The 17,381-nt window shown below is 64.2% G+C and carries 16 protein-coding genes; 4 read left to right on the forward strand and 12 right to left on the reverse strand.

The genetic code is table 11. The features are described from left to right. From QGV55_RS09345 to QGV55_RS09395, 11 genes are read right to left on the reverse strand one after another with little or no spacing between them, the layout of a single operon-like run. Positions 1-2,643, reverse strand: a complete 2,643-nt coding sequence (locus QGV55_RS09345; protein WP_281017085.1) for an AMP-binding protein — start codon at positions 2,641-2,643, stop codon at positions 1-3. After that, complete coding sequence (locus QGV55_RS09350; protein WP_281017084.1) at positions 2,624-2,968, reverse strand: hypothetical protein; 345 nt, start codon at positions 2,966-2,968, stop codon at positions 2,624-2,626. Before QGV55_RS09350 ends, QGV55_RS09345 begins: the two co-directional genes overlap by 20 nt. Then, positions 2,965-4,116: an N-acetyl sugar amidotransferase gene (locus QGV55_RS09355; RefSeq protein WP_281017083.1), complete on the reverse strand. Its 1,152-nt coding sequence runs from the start codon at positions 4,114-4,116 to the stop codon at positions 2,965-2,967. The genes QGV55_RS09350 and QGV55_RS09355 overlap by 4 nt, the downstream gene beginning before the upstream one ends. Next, on the reverse strand, positions 4,113-5,936 hold the full coding sequence (gene asnB / locus QGV55_RS09360) for an asparagine synthase (glutamine-hydrolyzing) (protein WP_281017082.1): 1,824 nt from the start codon (positions 5,934-5,936) through the stop codon (positions 4,113-4,115). Before asnB ends, QGV55_RS09355 begins: the two co-directional genes overlap by 4 nt. 6 nt (positions 5,937-5,942) lie before the next feature. After that, positions 5,943-6,956, reverse strand: coding sequence for an N-acetylneuraminate synthase family protein (locus QGV55_RS09365; protein WP_281017081.1), 1,014 nt, complete (start codon positions 6,954-6,956; stop codon positions 5,943-5,945). Between the two features lie 5 nt (positions 6,957-6,961). Beyond that, entirely contained in the window at positions 6,962-7,642 is a 681-nt protein-coding gene (locus QGV55_RS09370; RefSeq protein ID WP_281017080.1) for a GNAT family N-acetyltransferase, read from the reverse strand. Between the two features lie 14 nt (positions 7,643-7,656). Next, complete coding sequence (locus QGV55_RS09375) at positions 7,657-8,772, reverse strand: NAD-dependent epimerase/dehydratase family protein (protein WP_281017079.1); 1,116 nt, start codon at positions 8,770-8,772, stop codon at positions 7,657-7,659. Further along, complete coding sequence (locus QGV55_RS09380) at positions 8,762-10,003, reverse strand: DegT/DnrJ/EryC1/StrS family aminotransferase (RefSeq protein ID WP_281017078.1); 1,242 nt, start codon at positions 10,001-10,003, stop codon at positions 8,762-8,764. Before QGV55_RS09380 ends, QGV55_RS09375 begins: the two co-directional genes overlap by 11 nt. Then, on the reverse strand, positions 9,918-10,916 hold the full coding sequence (locus tag QGV55_RS09385) for a Gfo/Idh/MocA family oxidoreductase (RefSeq protein ID WP_281017077.1): 999 nt from the start codon (positions 10,914-10,916) through the stop codon (positions 9,918-9,920). The genes QGV55_RS09380 and QGV55_RS09385 overlap by 86 nt, the downstream gene beginning before the upstream one ends. Further along, positions 10,913-11,614 (reverse strand): NTP transferase domain-containing protein, encoded by a 702-nt coding sequence (locus tag QGV55_RS09390; protein ID WP_281017076.1) that lies wholly within the window; start codon positions 11,612-11,614, stop codon positions 10,913-10,915. The genes QGV55_RS09385 and QGV55_RS09390 overlap by 4 nt, the downstream gene beginning before the upstream one ends. After that, a complete protein-coding gene (locus QGV55_RS09395) occupies positions 11,607-13,415 on the reverse strand; it encodes a tetratricopeptide repeat protein (protein ID WP_281017075.1) in 1,809 nt (602 codons plus the stop codon). The genes QGV55_RS09390 and QGV55_RS09395 overlap by 8 nt, the downstream gene beginning before the upstream one ends. A 229-nt stretch (positions 13,416-13,644) precedes the next feature. Between QGV55_RS09395 and flbT the strand changes: the two genes are divergently transcribed. The 3 genes from flbT to QGV55_RS09410 all read left to right on the forward strand — a co-directional run bounded on the left by flbT (position 13,645) and on the right by QGV55_RS09410 (position 15,405). Beyond that, entirely contained in the window at positions 13,645-14,049 is a 405-nt protein-coding gene (flbT, locus tag QGV55_RS09400; protein WP_281017074.1) for a flagellar biosynthesis repressor FlbT, read from the forward strand. Then, a complete protein-coding gene (gene flaF / locus QGV55_RS09405) occupies positions 14,030-14,386 on the forward strand; it encodes a flagellar biosynthesis regulator FlaF (RefSeq protein ID WP_281017073.1) in 357 nt (118 codons plus the stop codon). Before flbT ends, flaF begins: the two co-directional genes overlap by 20 nt. Before the next feature lie 152 nt (positions 14,387-14,538). Further along, entirely contained in the window at positions 14,539-15,405 is an 867-nt protein-coding gene (locus QGV55_RS09410; protein ID WP_281017072.1) for an NlpC/P60 family protein, read from the forward strand. Positions 15,406-15,414: 9 nt separating this feature from the next. Here QGV55_RS09410 and QGV55_RS09415 read toward each other — a convergent pair whose 3' ends face one another. Beyond that, positions 15,415-16,170 carry a hypothetical protein gene (locus QGV55_RS09415; RefSeq protein WP_281017071.1) on the reverse strand — a complete coding sequence of 252 codons (756 nt, stop codon included), beginning with the start codon at positions 16,168-16,170 and terminating at the stop codon, positions 15,415-15,417. Between the two features lie 113 nt (positions 16,171-16,283). Between QGV55_RS09415 and QGV55_RS09420 the strand changes: the two genes are divergently transcribed. After that, the gene (locus QGV55_RS09420; RefSeq protein ID WP_281017070.1) at positions 16,284-17,309 is read left to right on the forward strand and encodes an amidohydrolase family protein; all 1,026 of its coding nucleotides are present in this window, start codon (positions 16,284-16,286) and stop codon (positions 17,307-17,309) included. Positions 17,310-17,381 lie beyond the last annotated feature (72 nt).

Genomic DNA, 17,381 nt, shown 5'->3' on the forward strand with positions numbered 1-17,381 from the left:
TCAGCCGCGGCTCTTGATCACCCGTGCAGGCGTACCGGCGGCAACGGTGTATCCGGGGATATCGCCGGAGACCGTGGAGCGGGCGCTGATGATCGCGCCGTTGCCGATGCGCGACCCCGGCGTGACCGTGACACCGGAGGCAAGCCAGACATCCGCGCCGATCAGCACGGGCTCATGGATATAGCCCTGGCGCATGATCGGCTCCCGGCTGTCGAAGCGGTGTTCGGAGGCAATGATGGTGCAGTGCCCCGCCGTGGCGCTGTCGCGTCCTATGGTGACATCCGCCCCGGCGTTGATGATGGAGGAGAAGGCGACCTGCGCCCGGTCCCCCAGCCGGATCGTGCCGTCCCGCGCCGCCACCAGCCGCGCGGTCGTGTCCACCGCCGCGCCATCACCCAGGATGATGCGCCCATTCTCCCGCACCTTCAGATCGACCCAGGGCATCAGGGTCACGGAGCGGCCGAGACGGATGTTGCGCGGGTCGCCATCAGGCCGCAGCAGGATGGGGCCGAGCACCCGCAGACCGGGACCATAGCCGATCCCCAGACGGCGGAAGGTGAAGCGGTAGTACCAGGTCCAGAAGCCGGCACGCCCCTTTGGCAGTGCCACAGGTTCGTCCGTGATCATCGGCACCTGATCGGCGGTCAGTTCGCATGTTTCAGCGCTCCCGACCGGCTCGGCGCGCAGACGCTCGATGGTCCGCGAGATCGCGCGAATGCTGTCCAGTGCTGTCGGATCGGCAGTGACATTCTCGGGGACTGAAACACCAAAGCGCTGCTCCAGCGCCAGGATCAGGGTCACGGTGGAAAAGGAGTCCACCAGCCCGCCCCGGATCAGGGACGCATCATCGTCAACCCGGCGACCGGACAGGACGTCATCCATCACCACCCGCCGCACATCCTCGATCAGTGAACGTGTCGTGACGGTCGGCATTTCTGATGTTGCATGCGAATCAATCGCCGGAAGTGCACGGTAACGCTTGAGATTTTCCCCGCGCGCCATCTTGCCGGAGGTCGATTTCCTGAGCCAGCGCGGCTCCACGATGCGCACATCACCGGGCACGATCTCCGTGCCGGTCGCGACCGTTTCACGGATCGCGGCGGCGATCGCGGGCCATTCGGCCTGCGGTCGCTCGCTCTCCGCGATCAGCACCAGACGTTCGGTGCCTGCGCTCTCGTCATGATCGCCCAGGGCAACCGCGCGACCGGGCAGCACACCGTCCACACCACAAGCCAGTGCCTCCACGTCATGGGGGTGAATGTTCTTGCCGCCGATGATGATCAGGTCGCGCTTGCGCCCGACCACGAACAGGTGCCCGTCCGCGAGGTAGCCAAGGTCACCGCTGCGATAGCGCCCGTTCCGCAGCACCTCGGCGGTGCGTTCCGGTTGCCCGTCGTAGCCGGTGAACATGGACGGGCCGCTGATCTCGATCTCGCCGACATGGCGCTCCGGCAGCGGCTTCCCGGACTCATCCAGGATTGTCAGTTGCGTGGCCGGCAGCGCAACACCCGATGACACCAGCATCCGGCCCGTCGCAGCCGGTTCCGCCACGTGTCGGTCGGTCAGTGCGGCAATATCCACCGTCTCCGTCCGCAGGGCTGTCTCGACCCCCCCCGATGTAGCGGCAAAGGTTGCCTCCGCCATCGCATAGGAACCGGCGAACGCTTCAGGGTTGAAACCGGCATCGGCGAAGCGGTCCAGAAAGGCCCCGTGCGCGGCCGCCGTTATCGGCTCCGAGCAGTTCACCAACCCGCGCAGTGACGACAGGTCATGGTCTCCCGCAGGCGCATTGCGCGCCATGAAGCTGTAGGCGAAGTTCGGCAGCCAGCTCAGTGTGCCGCGATGACGCTTCACCGCATCCAGCCAGAGTGTCGGATTCTGCACCCAATCGAAGGGCGAGATCGCCACCAGACGGCAGCGCTTGATCAGGGGCAGGAAGAAGCAGGTGATCAACCCCATGTCGTGATAGAGCGGCAACCAGCTGACGATCACGTCGGATTCGCTCGCCCGGATCATGTCGCCATAAGCCGCGATCTGCCACAGCAACGCCCTGTGGCTGATCGTGACGCCCTTCTTCAGCCCGGTCGTGCCGGACGAATACTGCAGGAAGGCCGGATCATCGGGATCCATCGCAGGCCGCGCGAAGAGCCGGATCGGGTCGCCGTCGTTCGGCGGCGTCGATGCCGCTGTCTCCTCGTCGCGCGCGATCAGCAACGCATCGAACGTCGGCAGTGCGTCAACCAGCCCGGAGAGTTTCGGCGCCAGTTCGCCGTAGGTGACCAGCACGCGTGCGCGGCTGCCTTCCAGCAGGCTGCGCACGGTCTCGAAGTAGACATCCTCAGACAGCTTCGGTGACGGATGGGCGAACATGGCCGGCACCGCCCCCATCAGGATCGCCCCGATATAGGCGGTGTAGAGGTCGATGCCGTGCCTCAGCACCACAACAATCCGGTCGCCCTGTCCCACGCCCTGGTCCTGGTAGCGCACCGCCCAGGCATGCGCCCGGACGTATATCTCGTCGTAGGAGAAGTTCTGCTCCGTCCCGTCACCCTGGACCAGGGTCAGGAACGCACTGCTCCCCATCCGCGCCCGGTTGGCGAACAGCACGCCCTGCAGGGTGTTGTCAGCCCAGGGGGCGTTCATCCAGCCACTCCAGCACTGTCTGACTTTCGGCGGCACAATAGGCGTCGAAACGGTCCATCCGGTCCTGCTCGACCACCATCACGTAGATCTGGCCGGCACCATTGCGGACAAGGGCAGTCTTGAACCCTTCCCCCTTCAGGCGGCCATTGACGGACGGTGTGGCGTAGAACCCGAAGTCCTTCGCCGCCACGTCCATGCGACGACCGGAGGCCGTGACCATCGTGACCTGCTCATCCGTCGCCAGATGCACGTCACCGCAATCGGAGATCGCGATGCCCGGTGCGGGCTGAAACACGCGCGGGGGTGATTTCTCGGCCAGCCTCATGCCGCCTGCTCCAGATCCGCCCGCGGCCAGCGCCAGTCGGCAACCGGGAAGCCCGGCACGACCCACTGACCGTCCCGCTGCTGCCAGATCGCGTGGTCGCGAAAGCGTTCCTCCAGCTCGGCGAAGACCGCTGGCGACAGGTCCATGAACGCAAGCGCGCGGGCAATGTCGGCGTCGGGTCGCTGGTCGCCCAGCCGCGCGATGGTGGCCAGTGCCGCATCACGGCTGATGCGCCCGTTGCGGATTTCCAGCGAAAGGTTGTCGAACAGACGGGTGAAACCGAACTTCGGATACTTGAACCAGTGATGGATCGAGATGAAGTCGCAGTCGATGTCCGCATAGTCATACAGGCCGACCTTCGGCCCCTCCGCCCGGCGCTGGAACCCGTGCTTCTCCGCCACCCGCAGGCTCTCGGAAGGATCCCAGGGCAGGTAGTAGCCCAGGAAGATGGAGCGGATGTCCGCCGCGTCGAACTCGGCCTCGGTCGGGGGGGTGAAGGGTTCAAGCTCGCGCGGGCTGAGCTCGTCACCGATCCAGTCCTGCGCCTCCCGCCCCTGCAGGATGCCATGGCGTTTCAGCCAGGCATGGTTCAGCAGGTCGAGATCGCTGTCACCGGCATCGCCGCCATATTCCATGAACGGGCTCTCGCCCCAGACGATCAGCGGCACACCCAGACGGGCGGCAAAGCGCATCGGAATGGCGAAGATCGCCAGATGCATCGGCACCGCGCTGGACCCGGTCTCGATCAGGGTCCGGCGCATGAAACGCGCTTCGACGGACGGGTCGATGGCGAAGTCGACATGATCGACACCCAGCCGCACCAGTGCATCCAGATTGGACTGGCCCAAGGCATTGCGGCCCGGCGACTTCCAGGTCACGGCCAGCACCTTCAGACCCATGTCGAGACAGCGCGCGACCTGCCAGAAGCTGTCCTTGCCGCCGGAGACGGGCACGATGCAGTCATAGGCGGCATTGCGCGCCTTCGCCCAGCCCACGACCTCGTTCAGGCGCTGCTCCCGCGCGGCCCAGTCGATCTCCACCCGGTTGCGCCGGTGTCCCTTGCAGGCATTGCAGACGCCATCGGACCCGATGGTGATGCCGGGACGGCTGTCAGGCAGGACACAGGACTGGCAGAAACGAACATTCATGCCCACTGCTCCATGAAGAGTTTCGCGGAAACGAAGGAAAACAGGAACTTGGAGAAACTGTTTGGCAGATCAGGTTCACGCATCGCCGCCTCGATCCGGTCACGTTTCACCAGATTGAAGACTGGCCCGTCATCCAGGATACGCTCGCGGGTCTTCGGGTTATCCAGGTCGAACAGGCTGCGGAAGGCCGCGTTGAACCCCTTCTTGTGCCGGTCCAGCCGCACCTTGTCGTTCAGCACACCACGCGACGCGGCACGCAGCGGTGCTTTGGCATGGCCGTCGCGGATCAGGTGTTCCGGCGGGATCGTGTAGGCGAAGTCGCAGAGCTTCCGGTCCAGGTAGGGACTGCGGTTCTCCACCGACGAGCGCATGGAGTTCAGGTCGTCCTCCCGCAGGATGATCGGCACCGCCTCCGTCCGCAGCTCGTTCAGCATCCGGTTGCGCAGCAGATCGTCGGACAGTGCGCTTTCCGTGAATGGCTCGTCGAAAGGCGTCGTCAGATAGTCGGAGAACACGTCGCGGTTCAGGTAGATATGGTCACGGAACTGCGGCTGCGCGCTGTAGAGGTCAGGGTCCTGCAGATGCGGGTTCCGCACGATGGGCTGCACGTGGCGCTGCCAGTCGGCGCGCCGCTCCGCCCGGTCCGGATGTCCCTGCATGGCCTGCAGATGCAGGTTGAAATGGTCGTAATAGCCGGTGACCAGCTCGTCCGCACCGGTGCCAGAAACCGAGACACGGAAACCCTCCGCCCGCATCGCCTCCGACAGCATGCTGTGCACATAGTAGGACGCGGTGATGACCGGCTTGTCATGATAGGCGACCAAGTCGGCGAAACGGTCCAGATCGCTGGCCTGCTCCAGCCGGATCTCGTGATGACGGCAACGCAGGTCGCGCACGGTTGCGGCGATGTTCGCGCTCTCGTCATAGCGCGGGTCAGGGTCGATGATGGAAAAGGACGCCACATCCGCGCCATGGCGCTTCGCGGCAAAGGACGCCAGCGCGGCACTGTCGACACCGCCTGACAGGCAGAAGGCGATCGGCACGTCGGCGCGCAGGCGCAGGCGGATGCTCTCTTCGAGATGAAACCGCAGTCCCTCGACCGCTGCACCGAAGGACATGCCGGTTTCCGGGCGGTACTCGGGCCGCCAGTATTCGTCGATGCTGACACCACGATTGTCGCCCACGACCAGATTGTGCCCCGGCGGCAGTTCATGGACACCGGCATGGAACAGATCGCCGGACTTGTAGAGCGACTTGTAGCCGTTCACGAGATAGCGGCGCACGGTCTCCTCGTTCACGGAGGGGCGCACGCCATTGAGTGCTGCCAGCGCCTTGATCTCGGAGGCGAAGCGGAACCCCTGCCCCATGTCCTGCCAGTAGAGCGGCTTTTCCCCGAACGGATCGCGGGAGATCAGCAGCCGACGGCGGTTGGCGTCATGCAGCGCGAAGGCCCACATGCCCTCGATGTGATCCACCAGCCGGTCGCCCCAGGCGCGATAGGCCTCCAGCAGGACCTCCGTGTCGGACTCGGTGGTGAAGGTCACGCCCCTGGCCCGCAGGATCTGGCGCACCTCGACATAGTTGTAGATCTCGCCATTGAAGACGACGGTCAGACCATCGCGACGAAACGGCTGATCGGCGCGAGAATCCAGATCGATGATCGCAAGCCGTGTGTGCAGCAACGTCAGCCAGTTCGATCCCATCTCGACGCTGAAGCGGCCCGACGCATCGGGACCACGCCGCCCCATGGCCTCAAGACAGGCGGTTTCCCGCTGCGGCAGCGGCCGGTCAGGTCCAAAATGTCCGGCGATCCCGCACATGGCCGGTCAGCCCAGCATCTCGGCGGTGAAGCGATCACCCATGGCCATCGGAGCCATCAGGGTACGACCGATCACCTCATGCTCCCGCCCCGGCGGCAGACCGTCGCCCGGGCGCACCCAGACGAGATCCCTGTCGGCGACCCGGTGGCCCGCTGCAAGCGGACGACGGGCAGCGATGGAGCGTCGCACCAGCGGCGCGGTATCCCGCTCGATGGCGGCCATGGTCACTTCGCCGGACCCCAGCAGGGTCTCGGTCATGCGCACGCGCTGTACGAGTTCCTTCATCTCCGCCGGATCGGCCGAGAGCTGGTGATCGCGGAAATCGCTGTGGTCGTGGGCAATGGTGAAATGCTTCTCGACAATGCGCGCGCCCAGGGCGACCGCGACCACGGCTGCTTCATTGCCGCTGGTGTGGTCTGAGTAGCCGACATCGCAGGACGGCAGCGCATCGATCATGGTGCGGACTGCGGCGACATTGGCGTGCTCCGGCGGGGTCGGATAGGCCGTCACGCAATGCAGCACGCCCAGACCCGGCGCCACACCGTCGGCGACCCAACGGGACTTGATGCGACAGACGGACTGCTGCACGCAGTCCATGTCCGCCAGCCCGGTGGAAATGATCGTCGGCTTCGCCGTGGCCGCGACATAGTCGATCAGCGGCCAGAAGGTATTGTCCGAACTGGCGATCTTGAAGGCGTCCACGTGATCGTTCAGGAAGACGGCACTGTCCATGTCCAGCGGGGTGGAGATGAAGGCGAGGCCAGCGGCCCGGGCCAGCTCTCCCAGTTCGGCGAACTGGTCGTGGGTCAGTTCGAAGCCCTTCATCCGCTGGAACCGTACCGCATCGACCGGCGCGATGAACTGGTCGGTACTGAAGGTCTGGAATTTCACTGCATCGACACCGGCGTCAGCGGCCAGATGGACCATTTCCCTGGCCAGCCCGAAGTCACCTTCGTGATTGTTGCCGACCTCGGCGATGATGAAGGTTGCGTCGTTCGTGTTCCTGCCTGCGATCTGCATGGCGCTCACCCGTGGTAATGAAAGACGTAGTTGGAGGCGATCAGGCGAAAGTTGTCGCCCATATAGCTGCGCAGCGAAGCGGCGTTGGCGAGTTGTGTGCCGACCCGCAGGATGGCAATTCCCGGCACCATGGACTCGGACCAGGCGATCATGTCGCGTGCCAGTCCCCTGCCCCGGTAGCGATTGTCGACCGCCACCAGGTCGATGGTCAGCACATCCCCCGAACGCAGGTACTGCAGGAACCCGGCCGTCACACCATCGACCTCGGCCACGATCATGCCGTCGCCGCGCTTGCCTTCGAACCAGTTGCCCGCCCACTGGCGCTTGATCTCGTTGGCGGTATTCGTCGTCACCATCGGATCCAGATGGAACCGGCTGAAGGAAAAGCTGCGTTCGGCGATGCTCTCCACCGCCGCGCGATCCTTCGGCTTTGCCGCCCGGCTGAACCGGCTGTTGGCCGCGCCCCAGACGGGGCGTTCGAAGTTCATGCCCGTATCGACCAGGCGGAACCCCTTGTCCTCCAGCCGACGTGAGACTTCGGTACGGGAAACAGGCAGGCGTGCATCGACAAAGCACGGCTCGCCGTCAGGCAGTTCGATGGCCCGTCCGGGTTCGGCGGACGGTGTCAGATGCCAGACAGACTTGCCCAGCAGGCCGGACAGCCAGTCATCCGGCCGCAGCGCCATGGGAGCATGCGCGTTCACGCCCAGGCACGCCGCTTCAGATAGACGACCTGGCCGTCATCCGGGGCGGTGTTCGTCCCGATGAAGCTGGCCCAGTTGTCCTTGTACCAGTTGATGTAATCGACGAAGCCGACATCAAGCGGATGGCTCGGACGGTAACCGATCAGGCTCCTGGCCTTGTCCACCGACAGGGTACCGCGTTCCGGCATCAGGCTGTCGCGATCATTGTGGCGCACTTCGACGCCGGGGAAATGCTCCCGGATGATCTCCACCATCTCGTTCAGCGAACGGCCCTGGCCATAGGTCAGGTTGAAGATCTCGTTGGCGGCGTCGGGCGATGCCAGCGCCGCGATCACACCACCAACCAGATCCTGGATGTAGGTGAAGTCCAGGCAGTCGGTACCATCACCATTGATGGTCAGCGTGTTGCCGCGCAGCGCGTTCTCGATCAGCGCCTGGCCGACACGGCGGCTGACGCAGCGCTCCCCGTACAGCGCGGAGGGACGCACGATCGTGTAGGGCAGATCGAAGACCTGATTGTAGGCGATCACCATCTTCTCGCCCGCGAACTTCAGCGCGCCATAGATGCCCATCGGGTTGCAGGTGGTCTCCTCGTCCACGATGCCGTCGGCAAAGGTGCCGTAGACCATGGAGGACGAGAAATAGACGAACCGCTGCACGTTCAGGCGCGTGGAGCGCGAAGCGTCCAGCGCGTTCTCCAGGGTCCGCAGCGAATGGTCGAACGTGGAGTACGGGTCCTTGTTCGAGCGGTTGGCGTGCGAAACGGCAGCCAGATGCACGATGTAGTCCGGGTTCAGGTCTTCCAGCGCCTCTGACAGGGCATGGTAGTCACGGGCATCCGCCTCGATGAACGGCACCTGGGCCTGATGCAGCAGGTTCATCCGCTGCTTGATGAAGTTCAGATAGATCTCGCCGTTCGGGTTCGTGTAACGCTCCCGCTCGATGGCGTAGTAGTTGTTGACGCCAAGACTGTCGATCACGGCCACTTCGACGCCGAGCGACTTCATCTTCAGCGCCATGTTGTGGCCAATGAACCCGGCACCGCCGATGATCACGACCTTCTTGCCGGTCAGTGCCGACTGCTCTGTGTGAAAGTTGGTTTCAACGGACATCGTGCAAAGCCTTCTTCATGGCGTGAATGATGAAATCCATGTCGTCATGGTTCAGATGCGGGCCGACGGGCAGCGCGATGGAACACCGGCTGATCTCGGTCGCATTGGGAAAGTCCTCCGCGCGGAGGCCGTACTTGTCGCTGTAGTAGGCCAGTGCCGGGACCGGGCCGGGGTAGTAGACACTGGTGCCCACGCCCTGTGCGTTCAGCGCCGCCGCAACGTCGGAACGCCGCGATGCCCGGGCGCCCTTCAGCACCACCGACAGGCAGTAATGACTGCTCTGGAACCGGCCATTGCTGGACTGGAACAGGTGCAGACCGTCCAGTTCCTTCAGCCCGGCCTCCAGCCGTTCATAGTTGGCATGACGCGCATCCAGGAACCCCTGGACCTGCTTCAGCTGCTCGATCCCCATCGCCGCCTGCATCTCGTTCATGCGGTAGTTGAAGCCGAGCTGGGTGACGTCATAGACGCCGGGTTCCTTGCGCTCCGTCACCGTGCGGTCCAGGCCGAAGGCCTTCTTGCGGCGGATGCGTTCGGCCAGCGCGTCGTCACGGGTCAGGACCATGCCCCCCTCCGCCGTCGTCATGTGCTTGACGGGGTAGAAGGAGAAGCAGCCCATGTCGCCCATCAGACCGGCGTGGATGCCGTCCAGGTAGGTGCCGACGGCCAGCGCCGCGTCTTCCATGACGAACAGGCCATGCTTCGCGGCAATGGCGTTGATGCGCACCATGTCGACCGGCATGCCCAGGTAATGGACGATGGAGATTGCCTTCGTGGCGGGGGTGATCGCCGCCTCGATCCGGTCGATGTCGATATTGCCTGTTTCCGGTTCCGCATCCACGAACACCGGCTTCGCGCCGACATATTCGACGGCGTGCGCGGTGGCGGTGTGGGTCTGTGCGGGCACGATGACCTCATCCCCGGCCCCCAGACCAAGCTGGAAATAGCCGAGATGCAGCCCTGCGGTGCAGGAGGAGACGGTGATCGCCTGCCCGCCATTGGTGAAGGCGGCGAAATCCTCCTCGAACTTCAGGGCACGGGGACCGTGAACCAGGATCGGGCTTTCCAGCACCTCCAGCACGGCACGGCGCTCGGCCTCGCCGATGATCGGACGGCCGAAATGGATCTGGCGGAAAGCGGAATTGTCAGAGCTGCTCGACAGCGATGGACTTGCCGGTGTGAGCGGCGCGTTCGATGGCGAAACAGACGGCGAGGGAGCGGAATACGTCATCTGCACTCACCTCCGGCGCGCGGTCATGCAGCACCGCGTCCACGAAATCATGTAACAGGTCACCCTTGTCGACACCGGGATAGGCCTCCCTCATTGTTTCCGGCCTTCTGCCGGGATGCCGATCACGGTAAACAAACGCACTTTCCAAACCGTTAACGAAACTGGCGTTCGTGCCGTAGACCTCCAGCTTGTGGAAATGCGGGTGCACGCAGCCGCCGTTGCAGCCGATCTTCGCGACCATGCCGCTCTCGAAACGGACCAGCGCCTGCACCAGGTCGAAGTTGGCAAAGGCGCTGTCGGCGGTGGCGATGCGGTTGCCCATGGCGGTCACTTCCACCGCGCGGTCACCGGTCAGCCAGAGCACCAGGTCGATCATGTGGACCGCGCCCCCCAGCACCAGGCTGTAGCCCGGCAATTCACCGCGCCAGCCGCCCAGCAGCTTGTGGATGCGGCCATACTGGTAATCGGCGTCGATGTGGAACAGGCGGCCATAATCCCCTGCCGCGATGTCAGCCCTGAGCTTCAGGAAACGGGGACAGCGGCGCAGGATCAGGTTCGAGGAGATCTTCAGGTGCGGCTTCTGGTTCAGTTTCGCCCGGATCTGGCGCGCATGGTCGATTTCCAGCACCAGCGGCTTCTCGACAAAGACATGCTTGTCGGCGTCCAGCGCCCGCATCACCTGCGCGAAATGATCCTGATCGTGGGAGGCGATGGAGACGATGGAAACGTCCGGGTCGTCCAGCACGGCATCCGCATTGTCCGCGATTTCCCGGTCCGGGAAACGTGTGCGCACGTCAGCCCGCTTGGTGGGACAGAAATCGGCCAGTCGCGTGACGCGGCATTCGGGATGACGTTCATAGCCACCGATATGACGTTCACCTACGCCCAGGCCGATGATCCCCGCCTGGATCATGACGCCACCTGGCCCGTGGTCCGGGGCAGTTCGGCGAGTTCATCCCAGCGATAGCGCCATGTCGGCGCATTCAGGTCGCGGGCGACGGCGCGAAAGCGCTCGAAGTCCTCTTCCGTATCCACCACCATGGAGGTCTCGCCACTGTCGAACCGGGAAGTGATATTGACGATGCGATAGCGATCCGGGCTGCGGTAGAACCAGGGGGTCACATGCTCACGGTCCGACGCGTCGGTCATCTCCGCCTCTGCCGACAGGAATGCGTCCGAAGACACCACCTCGACCGACTGCCCCTTGGGGAAGGTGCGCGGGAATACATTGGTCACGACATCGGCACCGCCGTTGCGGAACCGGGTTACCGCATCATCAACCAGCCGCCGGTCGATCAGCGGGCTGTCGCCGGAGACCCGGACGAACGCGCGGACGGGGAAGCGTTCCAGCACGGTCCGGAAGCGCCCGGCCACATCGTCGAGCGGCCCGCGTATCACGGGCACGTTGCGGGCGGTGCAATGGGCTGCCAGCGCGTCATCCAGCGCGTCGTCTGACGTTGCCACGATCAGCGGGCGGGCAACACGACAGCGCTCCAGCGCATCCAGCGTGTAGTCGATCAGCCGACGCCCTGCGACGGGGCGCATCACCTTGGCCGGACACCGGGTCGATCCGGTGCGGGCCTGGACGATGATCGGGACCAGGTCATGCATCGCTGCGTTCCAGTGCCGGTTCCAGACCCAGCCGCCGACCCGTCGCGATGCGGGCCGCCTTGCAGGGGACGGCCGGCCATTCGGCGCGGTTGGTGGCAACGAATATCTCGGCCTTCGGGAACCATGGCTCGATCCCCGCACCGAAGTGGAACCGGTCAGGCTTGTGCAGCAGGGTGACTGTCGGCACGCCCACCGCGCCCGCGATGGCGACAGGCGACGACGAAATGGACACCACGAAATCCAGCGCAACCGTATAGGCCGCTGCTTCGTCGAGTTCGTTGCGGCGGTCGATGTCGTCCCAGTCATGCAGGTCGATGCCGAATTCCGTCTTCAGACGGGCGCGATCCTCGCTGGCGTCCTTGTACATGACGTCGATGAAGTGCGCGCCCTTCGACGCCAGATCGAAGAACGGCTGAAAGTCGCTCAGCGACATGTAGCCCTTGGAACGGATCGGGGTCACGAAGCCGCCGGACCAGCAGAGACCGACCTTCGGCCCCTCCCCCAGCGCATCGAACCGCGCCTTCCAGAAGGCCACGCGCTCCGGGTCCGGCGTCAGATAGCTGTCGCCGCGCCGGAAGCTCTCCATGTCCGGACGCAAGATGCTGAAGAGGGAACCGGAGGGAATGAACAGGTCCGGCTTCGGAACCTCTTCGTCCTTCAGCCAGCCATAGTGACGGTGGATCTTGTTGTTGGACCGGAAGGTGACATGCCGGTGCACCGTTGCCTGCGGGAAGGAACGCTGGAACCAGCTCACCAGGCGGCGGTCGCATTCGATGATGACGTGACCGGCCAGGTCGATGACTTCCTGGAAGGCACTGGCGAAGATGATGGCGTCGCCGATACCCTGTTCGTCGGAGATCAGCAGGGTCTTGTCGGAAATGTCCTCGCCGTGCCAGCGCGGCAGGTCATGGACGAAGACCACGGAGTCACCGCGGCGACGGTCCAGCCGCCATTCGTATTCGGCCCAGCCCTTCTCCAGGTTGCCCGTGCCGAGCAGTGACGAGGCATAGTTGAAGCGGGTATCGGCATCGTCGGGACGCATGCTCACCGCCTTCTCCAGATATGGCAGCGATTCCGCGAAACGCCCCTCCGCCGAATAGGCATGGCCGATGTTGGCGTAGGCGATCTCGAATTCCGGCGCGAGCCGCAGCGCCTCGTCGAAGAACGGGCGGGCCTGATCGGCACCCTGCGCCTCCGCCACCGTGACGGCCAGCGCCTGCCAGAGTGTCGGATCCTCGACCTTCGTCTGCACCGCGAACTTCAGGGTATCGATGGCGGCCTCATAGTCACCGCCCGCGCGCTTCGCCGACGCCATCGCAATCGGGCCACGGCTGTCGTCGGGTGTGCGCTGCATGACCAGCGCGAACATGTTCTCCGCCGCCTTCAGCATGCCGAGGTCCTGCGCCAGCAGGCCGATGCCATAGATGATCTCGGGATCCTCGCCGGACACCTTCAGTGCCTTCTCCAGCACGTGCACCGCCGCCTGCACCTGCCCTGCGTGCCGCAGGTTGTTGCCCAGCACCAGCAACGTGTCGGCATTGGCCGGGTCAAGCACATGCGCCTGCAGGAATTCGACCGCCGCGTCGTCGAACCTGCCCTGCCCGGCGAACCTGCTTCCCTGCCTGAGGTGCTGAACCGCGCGCTTGAGGTCGGCGCGGGAAGGCTTCCGGTCATCATCGACCGTCTGCAGCGTCGCCATGATCTGATAGGTCCCGGCCTGCATGATGTTGCGACCCAGGGTCGGAGCGTCCTGACGCAGGCTGGCGTCCGAGTTCTTCTTGCGCGCGGCGTTGCGGGCCATGCCGAAACCTCTCGTACCGGATTGATCAACAGTCCCGCATTCAGCCCTGTCAGGCTTAAGAAACGTTTAAGGCGGCCCGTCAGATGATCCTGATCCCCCGGAAATCCGGTTGCCGGTAGCGTTAACGATAATTCAACCAGCACGGGGGCAAGGTTCGTTCACGGTCCGCAGACGGACCCGTCAACAGTTCGCGTCAGAAGGCGGTCGGTAGTCCGGCCGGAAAAAACGAATGGCCCTGAAGCTGACCCTGAAACCAGGGGAGAAATTCGTGATCAACGGTGCCGTCATTGCAAATGGCGACCGCAGAGCCACGCTGGTCCTTCACAACAAGGCCTCGATCCTGCGGGAGCGGGATATCCTCAAGGCCGACGATGTCGATACGCCCTCGAAGCGCATCTATTTCGCCATCATGTCGATGTATCTCGACGAAAAGGTCCGACCGCGATTCTACGAAGAATTCGTCATGCGCATGTCGGAGTTCATGGGGGTCCTGACCGATCCCGAAGCCCTTTCCACCTGTGTCGCCGTCAGCCAGTGCGTCATGGATCGTCAGTACTACAAGGGTCTGACGCTCTGCCGGAAGCTGCTCGATTTCGAAAGTGAGAGACTGCATCATGAGCCTGCAAGCGTATAGCCGGACCCAGCGGGTCGCCGAGAACCCGCGTGACACCGAATACCGCCTCTTTGCCGACATCACGCGTCAGTTGATGCAGGTGAAGGACACCCCCCGGCACGACCGTGCCGTCGTCGATGCGCTGTACCGCAATCGCCGGCTCTGGAGCACCCTGCTGAGTGATTGCAGCCGCGACGAGAACGGCCTGCCGGATGCGATCCGTGCCTCAGTCATCTCCCTGTCGCTGTGGGTGGACAAGTATTCCAGCGCCGTGATGCGCGGCGGCGAGAGCATCGAGCCGCTGATCGAAATCAACCGCACGATCATGGAAGGCCTCGCCCAGCGCCCCGCTGCCTGAGACCTTCAACGACAACCGGACGCGTTTGCGCCGTCGCGCGGGGGACCTCCCGATGCGACGGCGCACTGCGTTTCACCAGGGAATCGCGTCTTCTGCCCGCCATCACCGACCCGCACTTGCGATGCAGCGCGGGGCAGTGAACAATCCCCGCCATGCGCAACGCCACCCCCCTTGATCACCGCCGCCATCCCTACCGCGACGACCTCGCCGCCGAATATCTTCGGGGTCAGGTAGAAGCCGCGCGTTTCGTGGAACCGGTCACCGCACGTGTCGTTCGGGAAACCCTGTCGATCCAGGCGCGACCTGAACCGCAGGCCATGCAGATATCCGAGCTGCTGTTCGGGGAGGATGTGGCCGTCTATGAACAGCGCGACGGCTGGGCCTGGGTCCAGGGGCACCTGGATGGCTATGTCGGGCATGTCCGGCTCGATGGCCTCTCCTTCGATGACGCGGCCCCACCGACCCACATGGTCAGCGCCAGACTCAGTCATCTGTTCCGGAACCCGACGATAAAGGACCCGCCCGTCGGCCGGGTCACGCTGGGTGCGCGCATCAGCATCGTCGCCGTCGAAGGCCGGTTTGCGGTGCTGGCGGACGGTCGCCACATCATGGCCAACCACATCCGGCCCCTTGATGCGCCGGAGGCTGACGTCGTCGCCGTGGCCCTGCGCAACCTCGGCGCGCCCTATCTCTGGGGGGGACGCAGCAGCCTGGGCCTCGATTGCTCCGGCCTGATTCAGGTGGCCGTGCAGGCACTGGGCGGGACGCCGCCGCGCGATTCGGACATGCAGCGCGACGAACTCGGCCAGGACGTGGCGAAACCCGCCGACATGCACGATCTGCAGCACGGGGATCTGGTGTATTTCCCCGGCCATTGCATGATCGCGGACGGCGCGGGCCACCTGATCCATGCCAACGCCACCCACATGATGGTGACCCGCGAACCCGTCGAAACCGTCTTTGCCCGCACCCGCGGCGGCTATGGATCCGTGACCCACGTCCGGCGCTACACCGTCTGAAAGCGCGCCTTACTGACCATTCGGCGGAATCATTCCCGGCCAGTCGATGACGGGCAGGTTGGCCACCGTCTCCCGCAGTGACTGGCTGTAGCTGCGCCGGACGTCGGAGTAATAGGCATCATTCTTCTCGAACCGCCTGATCTCCAGCGGTTCCAGCGAATTGGCGCGATAGCAGATCATGTCGAACGGCGGTGCCACCGACAGGTTTGAACGCACCGTGGCATCGAAGGACAGCAGCGAAAGCTTCACCGCGTCGGCCATGCTGGTGGTGGAGAAGCGGAAGGCCCGGTCCAGGATCGGCTTGCCGTACTTCAGTTCCCCGATCTGCAGGAAGCAGGTATCGGACGTCGCCTGAATGAAGTTGCCGGCGGAGTAGATCAGGAACAGGCAATGGCCCTCCCCCCTGACCTGGCCTCCGAACAGCATGCTGGCACTCGGGTCGCCATATCCCTGCACGTGATTGGCATGGGCTGTCATGACTTCCCGCAACACGTTGCCGACCATGGTGGCGGCATCGAACATCGTCGGCGCCTCGAAGAGGTTGGTTGCATGTCCGGGCTGGCGGGTGCGCTGCTCCAGGATCGTGGCAACCGCCTGTGTCGTGGCCAGGTTGCCCGCGCTGGCCAGAACCATGATCGACTGTCCAGGCTGCTGGAACAGGTTGAGCTTGCGTACCGTTGCCACGTGATCGACGCCCGCATTGGTGCGGGTATCCGCCGTGATGACGATACCGTCCTTCAGATACAGACCAAGACCATAGGTCATAGTGGCGCTCCAGTTGGAAGGGGGGGGCAGATGCAATGCATCGCCGCGCGGAGCATGGCATGATCCCGATCCTGCTGAAAAGATGAATGCTGATGATCGGGGAGAATGATGGCATGGCAATCAATCAGGAATGGCTGGATCAGGTTCAGGAAGAGATCATCGATCCCGGCCAGCCGATCATCGATCCGCACCATCACCTCTGGGACAAGCCGGCAGTGAAGGCGCTGCCCGGCAGTCGCTACCTGTTCGAGGAACTGCTGGCCGATACCGGCAGCGGTCATAATGTTGTCGCGACCGTGTTCGTCGAATGCGGCGTGATGTACCGCGCCGACGGACCGGAGGCCCAGAAACCGGTTGGCGAGACGGAATTCGTCAATGGCGTCGCGGCCAGAAGCGCGTCCGGCAACTATGGTCCCATCCGCGCCTGTGCGGGCATCGTCAGCCTGGCCGATCTGAACCTGGGCGCGGCGGTGGACGAGGTGCTGGAGGCACATCAGCGTGCCGCCCCGGCCCGCTTTCGCGGCATTCGCCACGCCGCCGGGTTCGACGCCAGTGACGCGGTCCGCAACTCCCACACCAACCCGTTCCCCGGCATGCTGGCCGACCCGACCTTCCGGGAAGGATTCGCCTGCCTGGCCCCGCGTGGACTGACGTTCGAAGCCTGGGCCTATCACCACCAGATCAGGGAAGTCACCGCCCTGGCCCGCGCCTTCCCGGAAACCACCATCATCGCCGACCATTTCATCGGCCCTGTCGGCATCGGTCCCTATGCCGGCAAGCGCGACGAGATCTTCGAGGTCTGGAAAGGCGATTTCGCCGAACTGGCAACCTGTCCCAACGTCGTGGCCAAGCTTGGCGGCATCAACATGGCCATCAACGGCTTTGCCTGGCACCACCGCGACAAGCCCCCCACCGCACGGGAGCTGGTGGCGGCCACCGGGGACTGGTACGCCCATGCCATCGACTGCTTCGGGCCTGACCGCTGCATGTTCGAAAGCAATTTCCCGGTCGACAAGCTCTCCGTTTCCTACCCCGTGCTCTGGAATGCCTTCAAGCTGATCGCTGCCGCCTATTCGGATACGGAGCGCCAGAACCTGTTTCATGACACCGCGAAGAGGGTCTACCGACTGGAAATCTGAAGCCGTCTGTCACAATCGGCGACCCTGCATCGTCAAGTCCGTGTCACAGATGAAACGATGCAGGAGAACGGA

The organism is Minwuia sp. IMCC3009 (assembly GCF_029909415.1).
Classification (GTDB): domain Bacteria; phylum Pseudomonadota; class Alphaproteobacteria; order Minwuiales; family Minwuiaceae; genus Minwuia.

Bases quoted from the DNA above. Each gene is read 5' to 3' on its own strand.
- QGV55_RS09370 (WP_281017080.1), bottom strand. From the start codon at position 7,642: ATGGCGCTGCGGCCGGATGACTGGCTGTCCGGCCTGCTGGGCAAGTCT.
- QGV55_RS09395 (WP_281017075.1), bottom strand. From the start codon at position 13,415: ATGGCCCGCAACGCCGCGCGCAAGAAGAACTCGGACGCCAGCCTGCGT.
- QGV55_RS09375 (WP_281017079.1), bottom strand. From the start codon at position 8,772: ATGTCCGTTGAAACCAACTTTCACACAGAGCAGTCGGCACTGACCGGC.
- QGV55_RS09415 (WP_281017071.1), bottom strand. From the start codon at position 16,170: ATGACCTATGGTCTTGGTCTGTATCTGAAGGACGGTATCGTCATCACG.
- QGV55_RS09390 (WP_281017076.1), bottom strand. From the start codon at position 11,614: ATGCATGACCTGGTCCCGATCATCGTCCAGGCCCGCACCGGATCGACC.
- QGV55_RS09355 (WP_281017083.1), bottom strand. From the start codon at position 4,116: ATGAATGTTCGTTTCTGCCAGTCCTGTGTCCTGCCTGACAGCCGTCCC.
- QGV55_RS09410 (WP_281017072.1), top strand. From the start codon at position 14,539: ATGCGCAACGCCACCCCCCTTGATCACCGCCGCCATCCCTACCGCGAC.
- QGV55_RS09420 (WP_281017070.1), top strand. From the start codon at position 16,284: ATGGCAATCAATCAGGAATGGCTGGATCAGGTTCAGGAAGAGATCATC.
- QGV55_RS09365 (WP_281017081.1), bottom strand. From the start codon at position 6,956: ATGCAGATCGCAGGCAGGAACACGAACGACGCAACCTTCATCATCGCC.
- flaF (WP_281017073.1), top strand. From the start codon at position 14,030: ATGAGCCTGCAAGCGTATAGCCGGACCCAGCGGGTCGCCGAGAACCCG.
- flbT (WP_281017074.1), top strand. From the start codon at position 13,645: ATGGCCCTGAAGCTGACCCTGAAACCAGGGGAGAAATTCGTGATCAAC.
- QGV55_RS09385 (WP_281017077.1), bottom strand. From the start codon at position 10,916: ATGATCCAGGCGGGGATCATCGGCCTGGGCGTAGGTGAACGTCATATC.
- QGV55_RS09380 (WP_281017078.1), bottom strand. From the start codon at position 10,003: ATGACGTATTCCGCTCCCTCGCCGTCTGTTTCGCCATCGAACGCGCCG.
- asnB (WP_281017082.1), bottom strand. From the start codon at position 5,936: ATGTGCGGGATCGCCGGACATTTTGGACCTGACCGGCCGCTGCCGCAG.
- QGV55_RS09350 (WP_281017084.1), bottom strand. From the start codon at position 2,968: ATGAGGCTGGCCGAGAAATCACCCCCGCGCGTGTTTCAGCCCGCACCG.
- QGV55_RS09345 (WP_281017085.1), bottom strand. From the start codon at position 2,643: ATGAACGCCCCCTGGGCTGACAACACCCTGCAGGGCGTGCTGTTCGCC.